Source organism: Methylocystis sp. S23, from assembly GCF_054106005.1.
Genome location: NZ_CM134185.1, coordinates 2,558,768 through 2,578,732, shown reverse-complemented (window position 1 = coordinate 2,578,732; position 19,965 = coordinate 2,558,768). Strand labels below are relative to the sequence as shown.

Sequence of the window (19,965 nt, the reverse complement as noted above, 5' to 3'; positions counted from 1 at the left end):
TCCATGCCGATGCTGGTTGCGCCGCGCGCCGCGGAAGGAAGCGTCACGCCGACTCCTGCCAATGTCCGTCCGCATAAATGCGCCAGGCGCGCAGGCCCGCTTTCGCGACAACCATGCGGCCGGCCTTCGCCTCCGCGACGAGATGCTTGAATATGAGAGGATTGCGCCAGGAAAACGGCTTTTCCGGGTCGCAGACGGCGTGGTACTCGTCGCTGTCGGGGTCGTCCATCAGCAGCGTTCCCACCTTGTCGGGCCGCATGGTCGCGGGCAGGCCGCGATCTTCCTTCCACTGACAATGATAGTCGCGACAGACTTGCGGACGCGTGGCGTAGATCCCGCAGCCGCCCGTCGTCACGCAATGCGCGCAGAGCTTGCCCGCGGTTTTCTTCATCTCCTCGATTTCGAGAACCTTGCAGCAGAAATAGCAGGCGCCGCAGGCTTTGCCGGGGATTTCGAGCATGACGACCTTGAGCCCGAGACAGTGAGAATCGAATCGGCGTATTGTCACTGTGGCGGCGTTGGATGCAAGCAGCGCCTGAACGGCGAACGACGACGCGACAGGAGCGCGCGCCAACGCAACATATCGCGCCGACATTTGTCCGCCGAGCCGAGCGCGGAGGAAATGCGGCGGCGCGCCGTCGCAATGACAATCGGCGTCATGCGCGCCCGCATGACGCGCGAGCGAAGACCCAAGGACGAAAGCAACAGACGCAATGCCCCAGGCCATCGACCCCGCCACTCTTTTCGTCTCCACCCAATGGCTCTCGGAGAATCTCGCCTCGCCTGACATTCTCGCATTCGACGCCTCCTGGCACATGCCGGCGGCGAACCGGAATGCGCGCGCGGAATATGAGGCCGGGCATATTCCCGGCGCCGTCTTCTTCGACATTGACGGCGTCGCCGATCATTCGACCGGCCTGCCGCATATGCTTCCCTCGCCGGAGGCGTTCGCCGAGGAGATGCGGCGCGCGCGTTTCGGCGACGGCATGCACGCGATCATTTATGACAGCATCGGGCTTTTCTCGGCGCCGCGCCTGTGGTGGACGATGAAGGTTTTTGGAGTCGAGAAGGTCTCCATCCTCGCCGGCGGCCTGCCCGCCTGGACGGCCGAGGGCCGCCCGCTCGGCACGGGCGAATTCGCCCGGGAGCCGCGCCCCTTCACGATCAAATTCGATCCCGGGCTCGTCGCCGATTGGGCGAAGGTGAACGCCGCGCTCGACAGCGGCGCGGCGCAGGTGGTCGATGCGCGCTCCGCCGAGCGCTTCATGGGGCGCGCGGCCGAGCCGCGTCCCGGCCTGCGTTCCGGCCATATGCCCGGCGCCTATAATCTGCCTTTCGGGAACGTCGTCGAGAGCGGAAAGATGAAGGACAGGACCGGCCTGGAGGCGGCCTTCGCCGCGGCGGGCGTCGATCCCGGGCGGGCGACCATTGCGAGCTGCGGCTCCGGAATGACCGCGTGCATCCTCAGCCTCGCTTTCGCGGCCGCCGGCCATCCCATGGCGGCGGTTTATGACGGCTCCTGGTCGGAATGGGGCGCGCGGCTCGACCTGCCGGTCGTCGCCTATGTCGATTAGCGCCTAATTATTAGGCATATACAGCCTATTTTTTAGGCTGCCGGTTCGGAAAGGCGGCGCCGAAGGCGATTTCGGCGCCAACCGATTGGCCATGGCGTGGAAATCGCTCAGATGGTAGAAGCTCGGCGGCGTCGGTGGAAGCGAAGCGCGCGTGCGGGCGGTAGCTTAGGCGCAGCGGGGATAAGCGATGAAGAAAATCGAGGCGATCATCAAGCCTTTCAAACTCGATGAAGTGAAAGAGGCGCTGCAGGCGGCGGGGCTGCAGGGCATCACCGTCACCGAGGCGAAGGGCTTCGGCCGCCAGAAGGGGCACACCGAACTTTATCGGGGCGCCGAATATGTCGTTGATTTCCTGCCGAAAGTGAAAATCGAGATCGTTCTTGCGGACGAGGCCGTGGATCGCGCCGTCGAGGCCATTCGAACGGCCGCCCAAACCGGCCGCATCGGAGATGGCAAGATTTTTGTTTCGAACGTCGAAGGCGCGATCAGAATCCGCACCGGGGAAACCGGCGTGGACGCCATCTAGCTTTTCGAGCCCATCATCATGAGCTTCCTCGAGAGACTGTTTCGCCGCGCCGAAACGCCAAAGACCAACGCCGCCAACAAAACCAGGGAAGAGGCAAGGATCGACATGACAACGGCCAAGGACGTAATCAAGCAGATCAAGGACAACGACGTAAAATACGTCGACTTCCGCTTCACCGATCCGCGCGGCAAGTGGCAGCATGTCACCTTCGACGTGTCGATCGTCGACGAGGACGCGCTGACGGACGGCATTGCGTTCGACGGCTCCTCGATCGCCGGCTGGAAGGCGATCAACGAGTCGGACATGCTGCTGATCCCCGACCTCGACACCGTCACGACGGATCCGTTCTTCGCCGCTTCGACGCTGGTCATCGTCTGCGACGTCGTCGAGCCCACCACCGGCCAGCCCTATCCGCGCGATCCGCGCTCGATCGCCAAGAAGGCGATGGCGCATATCAAGACGCTCGGCATTGGCGACGTCGCCTATTTCGGTCCCGAAGCCGAATTCTTCGTCTTCGACGACGTGCGCTTCTCCGCCGACCCCTACAATACGGGCTTCCAGCTCGATTCGTCGGAGCTGCCGTCGAACTCCGACACCGCCTATGAGGGCGGCAATCTCGGCCACCGCGTCCGCACCAAGGGCGGCTACTTCCCGGTCCCGCCGGTCGACTCGGCGCAGGACATGCGTTCCGAGATGCTCGCCGCCATGGCGGCCATGGGCGTCGCGGTCGAGAAGCACCACCACGAGGTCGCTTCCGCACAGCACGAGCTCGGCCTGAAGTTCGACACGCTGGTCCGCGTCGCGGATCACCTGCAGGTCTACAAATATGCGATCCACCAGGTCGCGCATTCCTACGGCAAGACGGCGACCTTCATGCCGAAGCCGGTCTTCGGCGACAACGGCTCGGGCATGCATGTCCACCAGTCGATCTGGAGCGAAGGCAAGCCGGTGTTCGCGGGCGACAAATATGCCGGCCTGTCGCAGGAGTGCCTGTGGTATATTGGCGGCATCATCAAGCACGCCAAGTCGCTGAACGCCTTCACCAACCCGTCGACCAACTCCTATAAGCGCCTGGTCCCGGGCTATGAGGCGCCGGTGCTGCTCGCCTATTCCTCGCGCAACCGCTCGGCCTCCTGCCGCATCCCCTTCGTGAACAGCCCGAAGGCGAAGCGCATCGAGGTTCGCTTCCCCGATCCGACGGCGAATCCCTATCTCGCCTTCGCGGCCATGCTGATGGCCGGCCTCGACGGCATCAAGAACAAGATCGATCCGGGCGCGCCGGCCGACAAGGACCTTTACGACCTGCCGCCGGAAGAGCTGAAGGCGATTCCGACCGTCTGCGGCTCGCTGCGCGAGGCCCTCGACTCGCTGAAGGCCGACCACGCCTATCTGCTGGATGGCGGCGTCTTCAGCGAAGACTTCATCCAGGCCTGGATCGACCTGAAATATGCCGAGCTGATGCGTTACGAGATGACGCCCCACCCGGTCGAGTTCGACCTGTATTACTCCTACTAAGGCGTTCGGGGCTTTCCGTCGTCGCGGCTTGATCTCGAGCCGCGGCGCGGCGGAACGCAAATCGGCCCGGAAGCGCGGCGCATCGCCCGCGCTTCCGGGGCCTTTTTCGTTTGCGCGCGGCCTCTCGGCGGCTCGGGAGCCGCCGAGGATCGCAACCGGCCGAGGAAGCCGGCTTTGGCCGATCACTTCATCGGGCCGGCCGAGGTCGGCGCGGAGGCGCCGCCGGGCGAATTGGCTGGCGCGGCGGGACCGTTGGCGGGCCTGGACTGGCTGACGGCGGGCGCGGCGACCGGCGCGGTCGCCCCGCCATTCACCCAGATCCCGGGAGCGGCGGCGGTTCCGCCGGCGCCCGCCGCGCCGCAGACCGCGCCCATATGCCCCTGAACGATCGCCAGATCCTGCGAATTGGTCAGCCCGTTCTGGTCGAGGTCGTACCAGCTCGAGCCGCCGCCGGAGAGGCTCGCCATCCAGTAATAGTCGCTCACATCCTGCTGGTTCACCACGCCGTCGCCATTGCCGTCGCCGGGACAGGCGGGCTGCGAAGCCAGGATCGCGTCCAGCTCCTTCGACAGGGCGTCGTGCATGTGCTTTTGCCGCTCGTCATAGGGCCTGGAAATCAGCCGGTCCGACGTGTCGATCTGCGGAACCGGCACGGCCTCGTCGACATGATAGAGTTCGTCGGTCGTCCTCTGATGGCAGCTATTGGTCGCCTCGATATAGTCGTTCATGCTGTTGCGCACGAGCTTGTAGCCGAGCGTGTTGCGCAGGGCGACGCCGATTTCCGGATTCACCTTGGTCGGAGTCATGCCGTTGTCATGCAGCCAGATCTGCACCTGGCAGCAATAAGTGAAGCCCGCCGGCGGAATCGACTTTCCTCCATAGGTTCCCGTCGCGCCCGTCCCGAACCAGACGCCGCCATTGTCCTCGCAGACGCTCTTGGTGACGGGAATCTGCGAGCAGCTATTGGCGAACTGGCAGGGGCCGTTCATGCCGCCATTCGCCTGAACATTGGGCCCCACCTGGGTGAAATTGGAGCCGCGTATCTCGGCCTGCTGCGGATTGCGCAGATAAGCGAGCATGGGCCGCGAGTCGAGCTTGCGCGTCACGACGGCATGCACGTTCAGCCCGGCGATCTCGCCGAAAAGCTCGTAGAGATCGGCGATGTTCACCATCGACGTCACCGAGCGTCCGGGGTGATTGACCAACGGCCCCGCAATGGCGAGCGGCGTCCACACGCCCGTCTGATAGGGCGTTCCCTTGGCGCGGGTCGGGTCGAAGGGCCATCTCACGGTCGAGCCGAGCGAGCCATTGTCGTTGACATAGACGACCATGGTGTTGGCGAGATCGAGCTGGAGCCGCAGCCCGCCGGCCTCCGTCCTGACCGCGAGCCCCGTTTCGGTGAGCAGCCGTCCGACGTCGGCGTCCATCGCCTCGATCATCTGATTGGAGAGAATGAAGCCGGTCGTCGGATTGCTGGGATCCAGCCCGTTCGTGTCGAGCGCGTCCGCCGGCAGGCGCGATATGGGCGGCGCCTGGAGCGGCGTGTGGACGGTCGCGACGGCGAGGGTCGCCATCCACGGACGGCCGCTCCCCTGCTGCTGCCGGATCCAGTTGATCGCGTCGTTGGTCGCCTCGATGTTTCGGTAGGTGCGCGCCCGATGATCAGTGCTCGGCGGCTGCTCGACGATCTGGCCGCGATTGATCACGAGCGGAGAGACGTAATGGGCGCTGAGCGTCGAGAAGTCGAGGGCCGGCGCCGGCCCCGCGCAGCCTTGACCGGGCGCGAAAATGCCGCCGCTGTCGCGGCAGGCGCGGCCCGGCGGATTCTTGTCCCCATAGGCCGCGCTCATCGCCCGGCAGGTCATATTGGGCGAATAGCAGGCGCCGAAATCCGCGCCGCCATTCTTGGAGCCGGGCACATAGCCCCAGACATATTGGCCCTGCGCGCCGACGCCGCCGGCGGTCGTGTCGATGGACGAGGGGTCGCCGGTCTCGTCGAGCCAGCCGGAAAAATAGTCCCATCCGAGCGCGTTGGGCATGGCGAGCCTGAAGGGATTGTTGCCCTGCAGGCCCACATGGAACTTGCCGAAGAGCGCGCTCGTATAGCCGGCGCGCCGCATCAGCTTGGGCAGCGTCTCCTCCCAGGGGGAGATCATGGCGTTGGCGAGGTCGGCTGGCCCGAGCGCGGCGTAGAGGCTCGTCCGCAGCGGATAGCGGCCGGTATAAAGCACGCCGCGGCTCGTCGAGCAGGCCGGCATCGCCCACATGTCGCGGAAGCGAACGCCCGCATTGGCGATCGAGTCGATGTTCGGCGTGGGCGGCGCCGTCGCGCCGCCATAGCCCATGGTGCGAATCTGATCGATGCCCACGTCGTCCGTGAGGATCATGAGAATATTCGGCAGGCGCGACGCCGACGTATAAAGGCTGCTCCCGCCGCCTTGCGCCGCCGCCTCGCCGGCGAGGCAAAGCGCCGCGGCGCAGAAACCAATCGAACCAAATTGAAAACCGCTCTTGAGAAAGCCCATGGGTTTGCTCCCCGAATCGGCTGGCAGGCCGGCAAAGACTGTGCTGAAAAAACTATGAAATTCAAACGGCTTAACCGTCACGCCGCGCGAAAGCCGCCACGGCGGACGAAAGCGGTTGAAAGCGCCGGCCCGGCCGGCGCTTTCTTTTGCCGGCGGCGGCGCCTACATCACACGTTGAGCGGAGAGCAAGCCATGTCGAGCACGATTACGATCACGGTTCCGCATAATCTCGGAGTAGAGACGGCCAAAAAGCGTCTCGCCGAGCGGATCACGGCGCTACAGCGGGAATATGTCGATAAGATCGCGAAATCGGAAGTGACGTGGTCGGGCGACGTCGCGACGATCCGCGTTGCGGCCGTCGGCCAGACCGCAACGGCTCAGATGACCGTATTGCCGGAAGTGGTGCGCATCGACGTGCAATTGCCCTGGCTTCTCGCCAAGCTCGCCGGCGGGCTCCAGGGCTTCATTTCGCAAAACGCCAACGACGCGCTGCGCATCGACGCAAAAAAGAACTGAAACGACTTCAGACGCGCTCTTCCTCATCGACCGTTTCGCATCGGCCGTCGGGCGCGACGAGCCTCAAATTCGGCGGATGCGCCTTCGCCGGAGCGTTGGGCCGCTTGCCGACGGCGTAATGCGCGCGCGTCGCGCCGCGCCAGCGCTGGAGCGCGATGGCGTCCCGATGACGCCGGGTTGCGAATGTCAGGCGGCGGCCGCAGCGCGTCGACTCGCGCATGAAGAGCGCAAGGACGATGAGGAGGTCCGTCGCGCGGTCCAGCGCGCCGAGATCGAGGAAATTGCGAAGGTCGTTGACGATGAGGTCGCGCGCGGAATCCTCTCCCCGATGCGCATTCATCCGGTAGCTTGCGAGCAAGGTCCGATGCATGGGGGTCACAGACGCGCTGAGGGTAATTTCATTCGATGCGAGCGCGATCCCAAATTTACCGAGTTCGGTCATGCCTGATTCCCCCGAAACGCACTGGACGCCACGCCGCGGCGACGCCGCGAAACTGGCGGAAAACCTAGACTCTGCGGGCTTTCCGCTCAATTGAGGGAAACTACCTAATCGCCTCGGAAAGTCATTTCGCAGCGCGTTTCCGAGTGTTGGAATCTCGCATCGAGATGCGCGCTTCGACGCGTCCGGCCGGCGTCGAGATTGAGCCAGATACGCACGAGATCGGGGAGCGTGCGCGCGCCCAATTTGCTCATCGCATTGGAACGATGGGTTTCAACCGTGCGCGGCTTGATGCCGAGCTGCGACGCGACTTCCCGATTGCCCCGCCCGCCGAGCACGGCGTCGACCACGTCCCGCTCGCGCGCGCTCAGCGTTCGAAAACGCGCGGCGAGCTCCCGCTTGCGGCGCGTCTCCTCGGCGCGCGCATGGCTCAATTCGAGCGCCTCCCGCACCGCCCGGATCAGGCGCGTCTCGTCGACGGGCTTTTCGATGAAGTCGGCCGCTCCCCGCTTCATCGCCTCGACGGCGAGCGACACCGCTGCGCGCGGGGAAAGGACGATGACGGGCAGAGCCTCGCATGACTCCTCCCGCAAGCGGGAAGTCAATTCGACGGCGGAATCGTCCGTGGGAGCGTTCAGGACAATGCAGCCGGCGCCGTCGAAATCGCGCCGGGCGAACAGGGCCGTCACGTCGGAAACGGATTCGACGACGAGGCCTTCGCGCGCGAGCAGCGCCGAGAGCGCGTCGAGCTCCCGCAAATTCTCCGAGGCAATATGGGCAGTCGGCATGTCACACCTTGAACGCCGCCCTCAACGCCAAGATTCTAGCATATGGCCCCGTTCTAGTTGAAGGGCGATTTTGTCGCTGCGGGAGCGAACTTAGCGCGGCTCCAGAGAAAGCGCTCCGAAGCGAAGGAGCGCAATCTAAGCCGATTCTCCCCGGCGCCCGAAATCCGGCGCGGCGGTGTCCTGCCCCTGCTCGACGATCGTGCGGCGTATGCCGCGCGTGCGGGTGAAGAAGTCGAAGAGGCCCTCGCCGTCGCCGCGACGGATCATGCGCTGAAGCGCGCTCAGATCCTCGTTGAAGCGGCCGAGCATTTCGAGCACCGCTTCGCGATTGTTGAGGAAGATGTCCCGCCACATCGTCGGGTCCGACGCGGCGATTCGCGTGAAGTCGCGAAAGCCCGACGCGGAGAACTTGATCACTTCCGAGCGGGTCTGCTCGCCGAAATCGTCGGCCGTCCCGACAATATTGTAAGCGATGAGATGCGGCAGATGGCTGGTGAGCGCCAGCACCTTGTCATGATGGTCGGCGCTCATCGTCTCGACCTTGGCGCCGATCCGCGTCCAGAAGTCGGCGAGTTTCCGCACCGCATTGGCGTCCGCATTCTCGGGCGGCGTGAGAATGCACCAGCGATTTTGGAAAAGCGTCGCGAAACCCGCGTCGGGACCGGAAAATTCGGTGCCCGCGATCGGATGCGCGGGGATGAAATGCACATGCGCCGGCGCGTGAGGCGCGACCTGCGAGACGACCGCGCCCTTCACCGAGCCGACATCGGAGAGAATGGCGCCCGCTTCGAGATGCGGCGCAATCGACCGCGCGACCGCGCCGCAGACGCCGACGGGCGTGCAGATCACGACGAGATCGGCGCCTTTCAAGGCCTGCGCCGGATCGCCGCTCGCCTCGTCCGCGACGCCGATCTCGCGCACGCGGGCCATCACGGCGGGCGACGCGTCGAGAATGGCGATTTCGCGCGCGGCGCCGTATTCGCGCGCGGCGCGGGCGATGGAGGAGCCGATGAGGCCCGCGCCGATCAGCGCGACGCGGTTGAAGATCGCCTCAGCCATTCGCGACGGCTTTCGCGTCCTGCATGAAGTCGGCAAGCGCGGCGACGACGCGTTCGTTCGCCTCCTGCGGGCCGATGGTGAGGCGCAGGAACTCGCCCATCCCGTAAGCGCCGATGGCGCGCAGCACCAGGCCGCGCGAGGTGAGGAAACGATCGGCGTCGGCCGATGTGAGGCCGGGCGCGCTGGGGAAGCGGATGGCGATGAAATTCGCGACGCTCGGCAGCACGTCGAGCCCCAGCGCGGAAATCTCGCCGGCGAGCCAGGGGAGCCATTTCGAATTATGCGCGATGGCCGCCTCTATATGGGCGACGTCGTTCACCGCGGCGATTCCGGCGGCCGAGGCGGCGGTCGAGACATTGAAGGGCGAGCGGATGCGGTTGAGCGCGTCGATGACGTGCGGGGAGCCATAGCCCCAGCCGAGCCGCAGGCCGGCGAGGCCGTAGATCTTCGAAAAAGTGCGCGTCATCACGACGTTTTCTTGCGCGTCCGCCAGCGCGACCCCCGCCTCATAGTCGGCGTTCGTCACATATTCCGCATAGGCCGCGTCGATGACGAGCAGAGTCCGCGGCGGCAGGTTCTGCGCGAGCCGCGCGACTTCGGACGCCGGCAGATAGCTGCCGGTCGGATTATTGGGGTTCGCCAGAAAGACGATCTTCGTCCTTTCCGTCACCCGATCGAGCAGCGCATCGACGCTCGCCGTGTAATTCGTCTCCGGCGCGACCACCGGAACGCCGCCGGCCGCGAGCGTCACGATCTTGTATTCGAGGAAGCCGTACTGGCTGTAAAGCCCTTCGTCGCCCGGCCCGATATAAGCGAGCGCCAGCAGCTCCAGAATATTATCCGAGCCCGCGCCCATGATGATGCGCGCCGGATCGAGCCCCTGGCGCGCGCCGATCGCCTCGCGCAGCTTGCGCGACGACCCCTCCGGGTAGATGGCGATCTCATGCGCCATGTCGCGCAGCGCCTGCACGGCGGCGGGCGACGGGCCGAGCGGCGTTTCATTGGCCGAGAGCTTGTAGACGCGGCCGGCGCCGGGCGCGGCGCTCTTGCCGGGCACATAGGGGTCGATCGCGAGCACGCCGGGGCGGGGAACGGGGCGCGTCATATTCTCAGCTCCTTGGCGCGAAGACGCCGCTGCGCGCTTCATTGAGTTCGTATCGCTCGGCATGGCTTCCGATCGGCTCCACACCGGCGTCGTTCACGCCCGCCGCGGCCAGTTCCTGCGCGAAGCGCTCGGCGGCTGTCCGGCCCGGCGCGGCGACCATCAGCGACAGGCCGCCGGCATGGGGCGCGCTGGCGAGGATCTCGCCCTCGAGCGTTGAAATGACGGCGGGAATGGAATGCGACCAGCGCGGGAGGTTGATCGCATGGAGCATGATGTCGCGCGACGCGGCGTCGGCGGCGGGACGCGCCACGATGAAGACCGGCAGTCCGGCCGGATGATCCGGCCGCTCGACGAAGGGGAGCCGCGCGATGATCTTCGGCCTGTCCTCGCCAATGAGCCGCACCCACCAGGCGCCGTCGGCGAGCGCGCCGGTCGCGCGCAACATGCCGAGGTCGCCGCCCGACGCCGCGACCGCGTCGATCACCGCCCCGGCGCCATGATGCGGCATGTAGGGGACAGTGAAGCCGAAATGGAAGCGCGCGCTGTCGCGCATCTGCGCGTCGCCGCCCGAATCGTCGGCGTGGACGGAATAATTCGCCTGCACATAGGTGAAGGTCGAGACGATGACGCGCCAGACGCCCTCGACCGCGTCGACCGGCAACAGGCCGCGATGGCGCTCCACCAGCGCCCGCATCATCTGCGCCTCGCGGTCCGGCCGGAAAGCGCAGCCGCCGCCCTGGGCGCGCTTGACCGCGATCAGCCGGTCGATGATCTCGCCGCGCTGCATGAGCAGCCGGTGCATTTCGAGATCGATGCGGTCGATCTCGCCGCGCAATTCGGCAAGCGCATCGACGGCGAGGGTAGGCTGGGGCGTGTCGCGCATGGCGCATCTCTTAGGACAGCGGGGCCTAAGAGTGAAGGGGGCGGCCCCCAAGGCAGGGTATCGGGTGAACGATAATCCCGGAGGGGTCGGCGCCCATGCCTCCCCGGTCGGCGAAGACCGCCGGGCGGGGACGTCTTTCAGACATCCCAGTTTGCCGACAAACCTCCGAGGGCGGCCTCATCCTTCGAGCCGCGAGCTTCGCTCGCTCCTCAGGATGAGGCCTAACTGTTTGGCGCCGGGAAAGAAGCCCCTCACGCTGAGGAGCCTGCGCAAGTCGGACTTGCCCGGCGCATTTAAGGATCGATCTCGGGCAAGCCCCGTCGCGGCAGGCGTCTCGAAGCGCGAGGGGCGTCGGCGCCATTTTATCAACAATGCCCGGCTCCCGTCTTTCGACGAAAGTGACAACGTCGCTTATCAAAGGCTGCGACCGGGCTATTGTGGCGCAAAATATGAGAGGGTCCCCATGCTCGACAAGCTCGCCGCCTTCCTCGCCCTGCTCTGCCTCCTGCCGTCCGGCCCCGCCCGCGCCGACGGGGTCGATCTCAGGGGCTTCCACGCCAAGGTGAAAGCCGAGCTTCTGGATCTCGGCCATCTTTCCGAGCTCAACGGCAAATATCGCATCCGCGTCACCGAGGTGACCATGGATCCCGGCGGCTACATGCACGCCCACCACCATCTCGGCCCCGGCCTGCGCTGCATCCAGTCCGGCGAAATGAAATATGAGATCGAAGGCAAGACCACGATCTACAAGCCCGGCGACTGCTTCACCGAGACGGGCGGGGTGACGCATGAGTCAAGCAATATCGGGACGACGCCGGTCGTATTGCTGAATTTCGAGCTGCTGCCGGCGGCGATGCCGGAAGGCAAGGGTTCGCTGATCCCCGTCCCGAAAGAGAGCAGATAAGTCGTACGGTTTCCGCTTGATTGCTTCGCTATGTGGTTCCCGCCGTCATTGCGAGCGGAGCGAAGCAATGACGGCGAAACAACTGGAACCGGCGTCAGACGATCAGCGCCCCGGCGGCGGCCGCGCCGAGCAGGCACAGGTCGTGAAAGGCGAGGGCCGCGCGCGACGGGCGCGCGCCTTCGTGCAGAAGGCGCAGGGCGCCGACATTGACCACGCCCCAGCCGGCCCCTATGGCGACAAGGCCCATGGCGACGCTCGCGGCCGAGGCGCCGAGGCGAACCGCGCCCCAGCCCGCGAGCAGGATGGCGAGGCCGGCCCCCAATGAGGGCGCCGGCGGGAAAAGCCCCGGCAAGCGCGCGGCGAGCGCGGCCGGGCCATACATCGACAAGAGATGCCAGCCCATCGCGCCGCCGATGAAGGCGGGCGTCGCCGCGCAGACGGCCAGGGTCAGCGGGCCGTGCAGCATGCCGGCGGACATCCCGAGCCAGGCGAACGCGCCGCCAATGGTGGCCAGCGCGAAGCTCCGCGACAAACGCCATTCGTCCCTGCCCGGTGCGCGCGCGACCATATGCGGCATCCGAACGGAAAGCGCCAGGCCGCCGACATGCAGGCCCGAGGCGACGAGCAGCGTCGCGCCGGGCGACCCGGCAAGCGAGACGAGGAACGGCGCCAGCAGCGCGGCGCCCGCGCCGCCCGCCAGCACGATCAGTCCGTCGCGCGGCGCGCCCTGCGCGGCGATGTGACGATAAAACAGCGCAAAGCCCTGCGCCAGCCCGAGCCAGAAGGCGCCGAGACAAAGGCCGAAGAAATTGGCCTTGGCGACGGAAAAGGCCGCAAGCGCCCCGCCCGCCGCGCCGAGCGAGGCGCCAAGGCCGAAGGCGGCGCGCCGGCCGAAGCCGTCGACGAGCAGCGCAGCCGGAAAGCTCGCCAGCGCCGCGCCGACGAGAAGCAGCGCAAAGGGCCAGCCGACGCGCGCAACCATCGGCGCCATCAGCCGGCTCTGCTCCGGCAGCACGGTGAGAACAAGCGCCTGCGCCAGCACGGCGAGCCCGAAGCCCGTCGCAAGCGTCAGCCGATTATCGGTGCTCTGCGCGCGCGGAAGAGAAGCGGGACAAGCGCAGACGATCTGACCGGCGCGCATGCCGTCTTCATCTTGCGCCGCCGATGCGTCCTTGGCGAGCGCGTCGATAAATCCGCGCTCCATCCGAGAGCTCACTTGTCGTCCTCCACGTCGTCATCCATCAACACGCGATGCGCCGCGCCGTCGAGATCGTCGAACTGGCCGCTTTTGAGCGACCACATGAAAGCGACGAGCGCGGCGAGGCCGAGCAGCAGCGCGAGCGGGATGAGGAAAAGAAGGACGGTCACTCAGCCGCCTCCAGTTTCGCCGCTTGATCCCGCAGGTCGTCGACAGCGGCAATTCGCTCTCTCTCCCGCGAAGCGGGGGAGAGGTGGAGAGGGGGCGCTTCGATAGGCTGCCGCATTGTAGCGCTGGCGTTCCCCCTCCCTAACCCTCCCCCGCTTTGCGGGAGAGGGGACTGGAGGCGCCCGGACGCCGCCCCCGCCCGCAACGCGTTCAGCGTCACGAGGACGGACGAGCCCGACATCGCCGCCGCCGCGATGAGCGGCGTGAGCCATCCCGCCATGGCGAGCGGCACGGCGAAGACATTGTAGATCACCGACAGGGCGAGATTCTCGCGCATCCGCGCGCGCGCCTTGCGCGCGAGCTCCAGCGTCGCGACGACAGGCGCCAGGCGCTCGCCGAGGAACACCGCGTCGGCCGCGGCTTGCGTGATCTGCGTCGCCTCGATGGGCGAGATGGAGACATAAGCCGAGGAGAGCGCGGGCGCGTCGTTGAGGCCGTCGCCGACCATCAGCGCCTTGCGTCCCGCCGCGCGCAGCGCATCGAGCCGCGCCACCTTGCCGGCGGGCTTGAGCGCGCCGGACCATTGTTTGACGCCGAGCGCCTGCGCGATTTCTTCCACCGCCTCCGCGCGATCGCCGGAGAGAATCTCGATCGAATAGCCGAGCGCCTTGAGCGCGCCAATCGTCTCGACCGCGTCGCTGCGCAAGGTCTGCCGCACCTGAAAGAGCGCAAAAGCGTCGCCATGGCGGAAGGCGACGAGCGACACATCTGCGTCGAGCGCGCCGAGACTGGCGGCCTGTTCTTCGAGCCCGCAGAAGCGCGGCGAACCGAGCCGCGCTTCGACGCCGTCGATCATCGCCGCGACCCCGAGGCCATGTTCCTCTTGCGCTTCGAGCGTCACCGCAGTCGGGCGCTGCTGCGCGACGGCGCGCGCCAAAGGATGATTGCTTGCGCGGGCGAGCCGAGCCGCGAGATCGATCACGCGCGAGTCGATCTCCGCCATATTCACGACGCGCGGCTCGGGCGCGGTCAGCGTGCCGGTCTTGTCGAAGACGATCGTGTCGGCCTCCGCCAGACGCTCAATGGCGTCGGCGCTGTTGAGCAGCACGCCCGCGCGGAACAGCGCGCCGCTTGCGACGACCTGCACCGCCGGCACGGCGAGCGCGAGCGCGCAGGGACAGGTGATGATGAGCACGCAGATCGCCGTGACGAGCGCGTCGTGCAGGGTCGCGCCGCGCCACATCCAGAAAAGCGCCGTGGACAGCGCCGCGAGATGCACCATGGGCGCATAGAGCCGCGACACGCGGTCGGCGAGGCGCACATAGCGCGAGCGGGCGTTCGTCGCCTTTTCCAGCAAGCGTTCGATGTCGTCGAGCAAGGTCGCGCCATTGGCCGCTTCGACGCGGATCGTCAGCGCGCCGTCGTAATTCAGGCTGCCGGCGAAAACCTGATCGCCGCAGGCGACGCTGCGCCGCTTCGTCTCGCCGGTGATGAGGCTCTCGTCGAGCTGCGAGGAGCCCGTCGCGACAACGCCGTCGACCGGCAGGCGCTCGCCGGGCCGCACGAGCACAATGTCGCCCGGCGCGATCCTGGCGAGCGGCGTGAGCGTCTCGGCGCCGTCGGCGGACAAGCGGCAGGCGAGCGGCGCGCGCAGCGCGGCGAGATTGGCAGCGACGGCGCGCGTCTTGCGGCGCATGGCGTCATCGAGAAAGCGGCCCAGCAGCAGGAAGGACAGCAGCATGGTCGCGCTGTCGAAATAAGCGTGCTCGGCATGCGTCAGCGTCTCATAGACCGACATGCCGAGCGCGAGCAGCACGCCGAGCGAGATCGGCACGTCCATATTGAGACGCCCCCCGCGCAGCGCCGCGAAGGCGCTCCTGAAGAAAGGCTGGCCCGCAAAGGCCGCCGCCGGAAGCGCGATGAGCGCCGAGACGCCATGGAAGAGGTCGCGCGTCGAGGGCTCGATGTCGACGCCGAACCAGACGCCGACCGACAGCAACATGATGTTCATCGCCGCGAAGCCGGCGATGGCGAGGCAACGCAGCAGCCAGCGCGAGGTCTCGATTTCCTCTCGCTCGCTTTCGGCAAGCTCGAAGGGATGCAGCGTATAGCCCATGCGGCGCAGGCGCTCGAAAGCCGCCGCAAGATCGAAGCGCTCGTCGCGCCATTCGAGCGCGAGTCGCCGGTTGGTGTAGTTCACCCGCGCATGGTCGAGTCCGGGCAGATCGGCGAGGCCCTGCTCGATCTCGCCGATGCAGGCGGCGCAGGTCATGCCGTCCACCGCCGCCTCGAAGCGTCGAGCGCCGTCTTCGCCGCGCGTCACGAGCGACTCAAAATCGAAAGCGGCGGTCATGCGCTCCCCCTTTTTGGCGCCGGCGATCGGCGAATAACCATCTGGCGGGAGGAGCCCCCATACCTCCCCTTTACGGGGAGGTCGGCGGTCGAAAGGCCGCCGGGTGGGGTTCTCGCCGTAGCGACTTTAGATGGGCTTTACCCCACCCTAACCCGCCATAGCCCGTCGCTTGACGGGCGTCTTCCAGACGCCCTCGGCTCGCCGACAAACCTCCGAGGGCGGCCTCGTCCTTCGAGACGCGAGCTTCGCTCATTCCTCAGGATGAGGCCTAAGCGCTTGGCGCAGATGTAGAAGCCAATCATGCTGAGGAGCCTGCCCAAGTCGGGCTTGCCCGACTTGGGCAGGCGTCTCGAAGCACGAGGGGCGTCAGGCCAACTTTGCCCCCGGCTCGAGCGTCGCCCTGGCGGCTCTCTATTCAATCTCGATCCTGTTCCTCGAGCGAAACACTTCCTCGCCCCCGCGTAAAGCCGTCAGCACCAGATCGCGCTGGCCCGCCGGGACCTTGACCCTGCCCGTGAATCGGCCGGGCGCCGTCTCGGCGAGCGTCAACTGCACGTCCTTCGACAGATCCGCCGGGGCGGCGAGCGCGGCGCGCATTTCCACGCCCGCAATCTCCACGCCCTCCGCGTCTCGCGCGGCGACGCGAATTTCCGTCTCGCCGGTCGGCAGGCGCGTCAGGCGGACGCCCACCTTCCAATCGCGCATCGTCTGCTCGCGCGCGCGGGCGATGTCTCGGTTATAGGCGAGGCCGCGCTCGTAAGGATGCGGCGTGACTTCCCCCGAGAAGGTCTTCACCGCCTTGTAGATCATGACGCCGTTGACGGCGCCGACAAAGAGGAAGAAGCCGACGATCATCGCCAGCACCTTCCAGCCGTTGAGCGGCTTGCCGCCGGCTTCGTAGTCGGAGAAGCGTTCGGTTTCCGGCAGAGGTTTGCGCGTGCTCATGATCATGCTCATGTCTTGCCCTCACGGCCAGATGAAGACGTCCTTCACGGCGGTCGACGCGCCTGTCTCGGCGTCGGTCGCGGTGAAGACGACGGGCGTCTGCCCCTTGCTGGCGGCCGCGCCGTGGGCTGACAGCAGAACGCGCGTTTCGCGGGTTTGATCCGGCCCGACCTCGATCACCTCCTGGCCCTTATCGTCAGGCGAGACGCCCACAATCTCGGTCTGCGCGCCGGAAAGGCCCGCGACGGCGACGACGAAGCGCCGCGTCTCCGGCTTCTTGTTGGAAAAGCGGATCGTGTAGCCGTTGCGCGCGCCGCCATCCTTCAGGCGCACGGTCAGCGGGTTGCGATCATGCAGCACGCTGACATGCATGTCGCCGCGCGTCATGAGCGTGATCGACATGAAGCCGCCAATGGCGACGATGAGCACGGCGTAGAAAACCGTGCGCATGCGGAACGGCTTGTAGACCGCGGCCTCGCCGCATTCGCGACGCTTGACGTTCATCTCCGTGTCGTAGCCGATGAGGCGCGGCGGACGATGGATCTTCTCCATCACCGCGTCGCAGGCGTCGATGCACAGGCCGCATTGAATGCAGCCGAGCTGCGCGCCCTTTCTAATGTCGACGCCCGTCGGACAGACCGCGACGCACTGCCCGCAATCGACGCAATCGCCGGAAGGCTGGCCGGCGGCGCGCGTGGCGGTCGCCTGCTTCAAGGACATGCGCGGCTCGCCGCGATCGTATCGGTAGGTGACGTTGAGCGCATATTCGTCGGTCAGCGCCGCCTGAATGCGCGGCCAGGGACAGGCGTGGAGGCACAGCTTCTCCCGCATCCATCCGGCGAAGACATAGGTCGTGAAGGTGAGAATGCCGATCCAGAGATAGGCCTCGCTCACGCCCCGCTGGAAAGTCGCAAGATTATAGACGAGCGTCGGCGCGTCCGCGAAATAGAGAACCCAGGCGCCGCCCGTCCACCACGCGATCAGCAGCCAGACGAAGTGCTTGGCGATTTTCTTGCGGATCTTCGCGGCGGTCCACGGACCTTCGTCGAGCTTGATGCGGTCGCGGGCGTCGCCCTCGATCCAGCGCTCGGTCGTCATGTAGAAATCGGTCCACACCGTCTGGGGACACATATAGCCGCACCAGATGCGGCCCGCGACGGCGTTCATGAGAAAGAGCGCGAGGGACGCGAGAATGAGAAGACCCGTGATGTAATAGACTTCCTGCGGCCAGATCTCGATGAAGAAGAAGTAGAAGCGCCGATGCGGGAAATCGACGAGCACGGCCTGGCTCGGCGCGTCGGGACCGCGATGCCAGCGCACGAAGGGCAGGAAGTAATAGATCGCGAGCGTCGCGAACTGAATGCCCCATTTGATGCGGCGGAAATGTCCGTCGACCTTCTTGTTGTAGACCTTGTGCGCGGCCTCGACGAAAGGCTCGTCGAGGATGGCGTGCTCTGCGTCAGCGCTGGACATCGTCGAACTCGTTTCCCGTTTCCCGCGTCATCGGCGCGACTCCCTCTCCCGCTTGCGGGAGGGTGGCCCCCGCGTCAGCGGGGGTCGGGTGAGGGCCGCCCTCATCCGTCACGCCTTCGGCGCGATACCTTCTCCCGCACGCGGGAGAAGGAGAGTCCTCCCCTACTGCCCGCCGCCGAGGGAATGCACATAAACGGTCAGCGCCTTGATCGTCGTGTCGTCGAGCCTGTCCTTCCAGGCCGGCATCACGGCGCCGCCGCCATTGGCGATGCGCGCGACGATGGCGGGCTTGTCGGAGCCGTAGAGCCACACCTGATCGTAAAGCGCGGGCGCGCCCATCTCCGGATTGCCCTTGCCTTCGACGCCGTGACAGCTCGCGCAATTCTCCGCATAGAGCTTCTCGCCTTCCGGCGTCGGCGCGTCGGAGTCCGGCGTCTCCGCATAGGTGCGCACGTGATCGGCGACGGCGGAGATCTGTTCGGGCGTCAATATGCCGTCGCGGCCGAAAGCCGGCATGGCGGAGGAGCGGGTCGCCTTGTCGGCCTCCCAGCGCACGCCATGCTCGATCGTCTGCTTGATGTCGGCGAGCTTGCCGCCCCAGATCCAATCGTCGTCATTGAGGTTCGCATAGCCTTTCGCGCCCTGCCCGCCGGCGCCGTGGCAGGCGGCGCAATTCGTCGCGAAGGCGGTCTTGCCGATCATGCGCGCCGCCGCCAGAAGATCGGGATCGGATTCGATGCTTTCGAGCGGCGCCGCATTGATCTTGTCGAGCACCGGACCGCGCGTCGTCTGCAGATCGGCGACCTCGTTCGCCACCTGCATGCGCGAATTCCAGGCGAAGAGGCCCTGCGTGCCGCCGCCCGCAGTCGGCCACGCCGGATAGACGATCGTGTAGCCGACGCCCCACAGAATCGTGATCCAGAAGGTCCATACCCACCAGCGCGGCAGCGGCGTGTTCAGCTCCTCGATCCCGTCCCACTCATGGCCCGTGGTCGGCACGCCGCTGACGTCGTCCACTCTCACTTTGCCTTTGTCAAACGCGCCCTCAGACATCGTCGTCATCCTCTCGGAAAGGGATTTGGGCGTCCTGCTCGAACTGCTTCCGGCGCGACGGCCAGAAGGCGTAAGCGACGACGCCCAGGAAGATCAGGCCGAAGAAAATCAGGCCCCAGTAGCCGGCGAAGGATCGCCAGCTTTCATAGGCCGAGGCCGCTTCGGCGGCTTGAACATTCATCGCGTCACCTGATGTTGGCCTTGTCGTCATAGAGCTTGAAGTCGACCGAGACGCCCAGGTGCTGCAGATAGGCGACGAGGGCGTCTTCCTCCGTCACGCCGGCTTTCGACGGCGAGTCGGCGAAGACGGCGTTGGGGTAGCGCTTCTGCATGTCCGCGCCGCCGGGCGCGTCGGGCGAGGCCTGCGCCAGCAGGTCTGCCTGGGCGTTCTCGATCTGCTCGTCCGTATAGGGCACGCCCACGATGCGCAGCGTCTTCATCTGCTCCTCAATATGCTCGGCCTTGAGCGGCGTCTGCGAGAGGAAGGGATAGCCCGGCATGATCGAGGGCGGCGCCACCGCGCGCGGATCGCGCAGATGGTCGCGCTGCCAGTCGTTCGAATATTTGCCGCCGACGCGCGCGAGGTCCGGCCCCGTGCGCTTCGAGCCCCATTGGAAGGGATGGTCGTACATGCTCTCCGCCGCGAGCGAGTAGTGGCCATAGCGCTCCACCTCGTCGCGCAGCGGGCGGATCATCTGCGAATGGCAGGTGTAGCAGCCCTCGCGGACATAGATGTTGTAGCCCGCGAGCTCCAGCGGCGAGTAGGGACGCACGCCCTCCACCTTCTCGATCGTGTTCTTCAGATAGAAGAGCGGGACGATCTCGACGACGCCGCCGATCGACACCAGCAGCAGAATGCCGACGATGAGCAGGATCGAGTTGGTCTCGAGGATCTTCTGAAGCCCGCCCCCGGCGGGCGCATGTTGAGAGGATTGCGACAT

The 19,965-nt window shown here is 66.3% G+C and carries 20 protein-coding genes; 5 read left to right on the top strand and 15 right to left on the bottom strand.

Features of this window, described 5'->3' with window-relative positions:
• Positions 1-43 precede the first annotated feature (43 nt).
• Positions 44-727, bottom strand: a complete 684-nt coding sequence (locus tag ACV7JP_RS12635) for a hypothetical protein (RefSeq protein WP_457796028.1) — start codon at positions 725-727, stop codon at positions 44-46.
• Here ACV7JP_RS12635 and sseA point away from each other — a divergent pair.
• From sseA to glnA, 3 genes are all read left to right on the top strand, one after another.
• Positions 714-1,574, top strand: a complete 861-nt coding sequence (sseA, locus tag ACV7JP_RS12630) for a 3-mercaptopyruvate sulfurtransferase (protein WP_457796027.1) — start codon at positions 714-716, stop codon at positions 1,572-1,574. The genes ACV7JP_RS12635 and sseA overlap by 14 nt on opposite strands.
• Positions 1,575-1,761: 187 nt before the next feature.
• Entirely contained in the window at positions 1,762-2,100 is a 339-nt protein-coding gene (locus ACV7JP_RS12625) for a P-II family nitrogen regulator (protein ID WP_457796026.1), read from the top strand.
• A gap of 105 nt (positions 2,101-2,205) precedes the next feature.
• The gene (gene glnA / locus ACV7JP_RS12620) at positions 2,206-3,615 is read left to right on the top strand and encodes a type I glutamate--ammonia ligase (protein WP_457799080.1); all 1,410 of its coding nucleotides are present in this window, start codon (positions 2,206-2,208) and stop codon (positions 3,613-3,615) included.
• A gap of 182 nt (positions 3,616-3,797) precedes the next feature.
• On the opposite strand, the gene ACV7JP_RS12615 is transcribed toward glnA, so the two are convergent.
• Positions 3,798-6,140 carry a sulfatase-like hydrolase/transferase gene (locus ACV7JP_RS12615; RefSeq protein WP_457796025.1) on the bottom strand — a complete coding sequence of 781 codons (2,343 nt, stop codon included), beginning with the start codon at positions 6,138-6,140 and terminating at the stop codon, positions 3,798-3,800.
• Between the two features lie 192 nt (positions 6,141-6,332).
• Here ACV7JP_RS12615 and ACV7JP_RS12610 point away from each other — a divergent pair, with 192 nt between their 5' ends.
• On the top strand, positions 6,333-6,656 hold the full coding sequence (locus ACV7JP_RS12610) for a polyhydroxyalkanoic acid system family protein (protein WP_457796024.1): 324 nt from the start codon (positions 6,333-6,335) through the stop codon (positions 6,654-6,656).
• A 7-nt stretch (positions 6,657-6,663) separates the two neighbouring features.
• On the opposite strand, the gene ACV7JP_RS12605 is transcribed toward ACV7JP_RS12610, so the two are convergent.
• The 5 genes from ACV7JP_RS12605 to ACV7JP_RS12585 form a co-directional block, all read right to left on the bottom strand.
• Positions 6,664-7,098, bottom strand: coding sequence for a hypothetical protein (locus tag ACV7JP_RS12605; protein WP_457796023.1), 435 nt, complete (start codon positions 7,096-7,098; stop codon positions 6,664-6,666).
• A 104-nt stretch (positions 7,099-7,202) separates the two neighbouring features.
• Positions 7,203-7,883: a response regulator transcription factor gene (locus tag ACV7JP_RS12600; RefSeq protein WP_457796022.1), complete on the bottom strand. Its 681-nt coding sequence runs from the start codon at positions 7,881-7,883 to the stop codon at positions 7,203-7,205.
• Positions 7,884-8,018: 135 nt separating this feature from the next.
• Complete coding sequence (locus tag ACV7JP_RS12595) at positions 8,019-8,942, bottom strand: prephenate/arogenate dehydrogenase family protein (RefSeq protein ID WP_457796021.1); 924 nt, start codon at positions 8,940-8,942, stop codon at positions 8,019-8,021.
• Positions 8,935-10,047 carry a pyridoxal phosphate-dependent aminotransferase gene (locus ACV7JP_RS12590; protein WP_457796020.1) on the bottom strand — a complete coding sequence of 371 codons (1,113 nt, stop codon included), beginning with the start codon at positions 10,045-10,047 and terminating at the stop codon, positions 8,935-8,937. The genes ACV7JP_RS12595 and ACV7JP_RS12590 overlap by 8 nt, the downstream gene beginning before the upstream one ends.
• A gap of 4 nt (positions 10,048-10,051) precedes the next feature.
• Positions 10,052-10,930, bottom strand: coding sequence for a chorismate mutase (locus ACV7JP_RS12585; RefSeq protein ID WP_457796019.1), 879 nt, complete (start codon positions 10,928-10,930; stop codon positions 10,052-10,054).
• A 463-nt stretch (positions 10,931-11,393) separates the two neighbouring features.
• On the opposite strand from ACV7JP_RS12585, the gene ACV7JP_RS12580 reads away from it, so the two are divergent.
• Complete coding sequence (locus ACV7JP_RS12580) at positions 11,394-11,834, top strand: cupin domain-containing protein (RefSeq protein ID WP_457796018.1); 441 nt, start codon at positions 11,394-11,396, stop codon at positions 11,832-11,834.
• A 94-nt stretch (positions 11,835-11,928) separates the two neighbouring features.
• On the opposite strand, the gene ACV7JP_RS12575 is transcribed toward ACV7JP_RS12580, so the two are convergent.
• From ACV7JP_RS12575 to ccoO, 8 genes are all read right to left on the bottom strand, one after another.
• Complete coding sequence (locus ACV7JP_RS12575) at positions 11,929-13,050, bottom strand: hypothetical protein (protein WP_457796017.1); 1,122 nt, start codon at positions 13,048-13,050, stop codon at positions 11,929-11,931.
• A complete protein-coding gene (gene ccoS / locus ACV7JP_RS12570) occupies positions 13,047-13,202 on the bottom strand; it encodes a cbb3-type cytochrome oxidase assembly protein CcoS (RefSeq protein WP_457796016.1) in 156 nt (51 codons plus the stop codon). The genes ACV7JP_RS12575 and ccoS overlap by 4 nt, the downstream gene beginning before the upstream one ends.
• Entirely contained in the window at positions 13,199-15,553 is a 2,355-nt protein-coding gene (locus ACV7JP_RS12565) for a heavy metal translocating P-type ATPase (RefSeq protein WP_457796015.1), read from the bottom strand. Before ACV7JP_RS12565 ends, ccoS begins: the two co-directional genes overlap by 4 nt.
• 411 nt (positions 15,554-15,964) lie before the next feature.
• A complete protein-coding gene (locus ACV7JP_RS12560; RefSeq protein WP_457796014.1) occupies positions 15,965-16,498 on the bottom strand; it encodes a FixH family protein in 534 nt (177 codons plus the stop codon).
• Positions 16,499-16,519: 21 nt separating this feature from the next.
• Positions 16,520-17,971, bottom strand: a complete 1,452-nt coding sequence (gene ccoG, locus ACV7JP_RS12555; RefSeq protein ID WP_457796013.1) for a cytochrome c oxidase accessory protein CcoG — start codon at positions 17,969-17,971, stop codon at positions 16,520-16,522.
• A gap of 162 nt (positions 17,972-18,133) precedes the next feature.
• Positions 18,134-19,033 (bottom strand): cytochrome-c oxidase, cbb3-type subunit III, encoded by a 900-nt coding sequence (gene ccoP, locus ACV7JP_RS12550; RefSeq protein ID WP_457796012.1) that lies wholly within the window; start codon positions 19,031-19,033, stop codon positions 18,134-18,136.
• Entirely contained in the window at positions 19,017-19,205 is a 189-nt protein-coding gene (locus ACV7JP_RS12545) for a cbb3-type cytochrome oxidase subunit 3 (protein WP_457796011.1), read from the bottom strand. Before ACV7JP_RS12545 ends, ccoP begins: the two co-directional genes overlap by 17 nt.
• A 4-nt stretch (positions 19,206-19,209) precedes the next feature.
• Entirely contained in the window at positions 19,210-19,965 is a 756-nt protein-coding gene (gene ccoO, locus ACV7JP_RS12540) for a cytochrome-c oxidase, cbb3-type subunit II (RefSeq protein WP_457796010.1), read from the bottom strand.

Bases quoted from the DNA above. Each gene is read 5' to 3' on its own strand.
- ACV7JP_RS12580 (WP_457796018.1), top strand. From the start codon at position 11,394: ATGCTCGACAAGCTCGCCGCCTTCCTCGCCCTGCTCTGCCTCCTGCCG.
- ACV7JP_RS12565 (WP_457796015.1), bottom strand. From the start codon at position 15,553: ATGACCGCCGCTTTCGATTTTGAGTCGCTCGTGACGCGCGGCGAAGAC.
- ACV7JP_RS12585 (WP_457796019.1), bottom strand. From the start codon at position 10,930: ATGCGCGACACGCCCCAGCCTACCCTCGCCGTCGATGCGCTTGCCGAA.
- ccoP (WP_457796012.1), bottom strand. From the start codon at position 19,033: ATGACGACGATGTCTGAGGGCGCGTTTGACAAAGGCAAAGTGAGAGTG.
- ACV7JP_RS12610 (WP_457796024.1), top strand. From the start codon at position 6,333: ATGTCGAGCACGATTACGATCACGGTTCCGCATAATCTCGGAGTAGAG.
- ACV7JP_RS12605 (WP_457796023.1), bottom strand. From the start codon at position 7,098: ATGACCGAACTCGGTAAATTTGGGATCGCGCTCGCATCGAATGAAATT.
- ACV7JP_RS12600 (WP_457796022.1), bottom strand. From the start codon at position 7,883: ATGCCGACTGCCCATATTGCCTCGGAGAATTTGCGGGAGCTCGACGCG.
- ACV7JP_RS12595 (WP_457796021.1), bottom strand. From the start codon at position 8,942: ATGGCTGAGGCGATCTTCAACCGCGTCGCGCTGATCGGCGCGGGCCTC.
- ACV7JP_RS12635 (WP_457796028.1), bottom strand. From the start codon at position 727: ATGGCCTGGGGCATTGCGTCTGTTGCTTTCGTCCTTGGGTCTTCGCTC.
- ACV7JP_RS12545 (WP_457796011.1), bottom strand. From the start codon at position 19,205: ATGAATGTTCAAGCCGCCGAAGCGGCCTCGGCCTATGAAAGCTGGCGA.
- ACV7JP_RS12590 (WP_457796020.1), bottom strand. From the start codon at position 10,047: ATGACGCGCCCCGTTCCCCGCCCCGGCGTGCTCGCGATCGACCCCTAT.
- sseA (WP_457796027.1), top strand. From the start codon at position 714: ATGCCCCAGGCCATCGACCCCGCCACTCTTTTCGTCTCCACCCAATGG.
- ACV7JP_RS12625 (WP_457796026.1), top strand. From the start codon at position 1,762: ATGAAGAAAATCGAGGCGATCATCAAGCCTTTCAAACTCGATGAAGTG.
- ccoO (WP_457796010.1), bottom strand. From the start codon at position 19,965: ATGTCGCAATCCTCTCAACATGCGCCCGCCGGGGGCGGGCTTCAGAAG.
- ACV7JP_RS12615 (WP_457796025.1), bottom strand. From the start codon at position 6,140: ATGGGCTTTCTCAAGAGCGGTTTTCAATTTGGTTCGATTGGTTTCTGC.
- ccoG (WP_457796013.1), bottom strand. From the start codon at position 17,971: ATGTCCAGCGCTGACGCAGAGCACGCCATCCTCGACGAGCCTTTCGTC.
- glnA (WP_457799080.1), top strand. From the start codon at position 2,206: ATGACAACGGCCAAGGACGTAATCAAGCAGATCAAGGACAACGACGTA.
- ACV7JP_RS12560 (WP_457796014.1), bottom strand. From the start codon at position 16,498: ATGAGCACGCGCAAACCTCTGCCGGAAACCGAACGCTTCTCCGACTAC.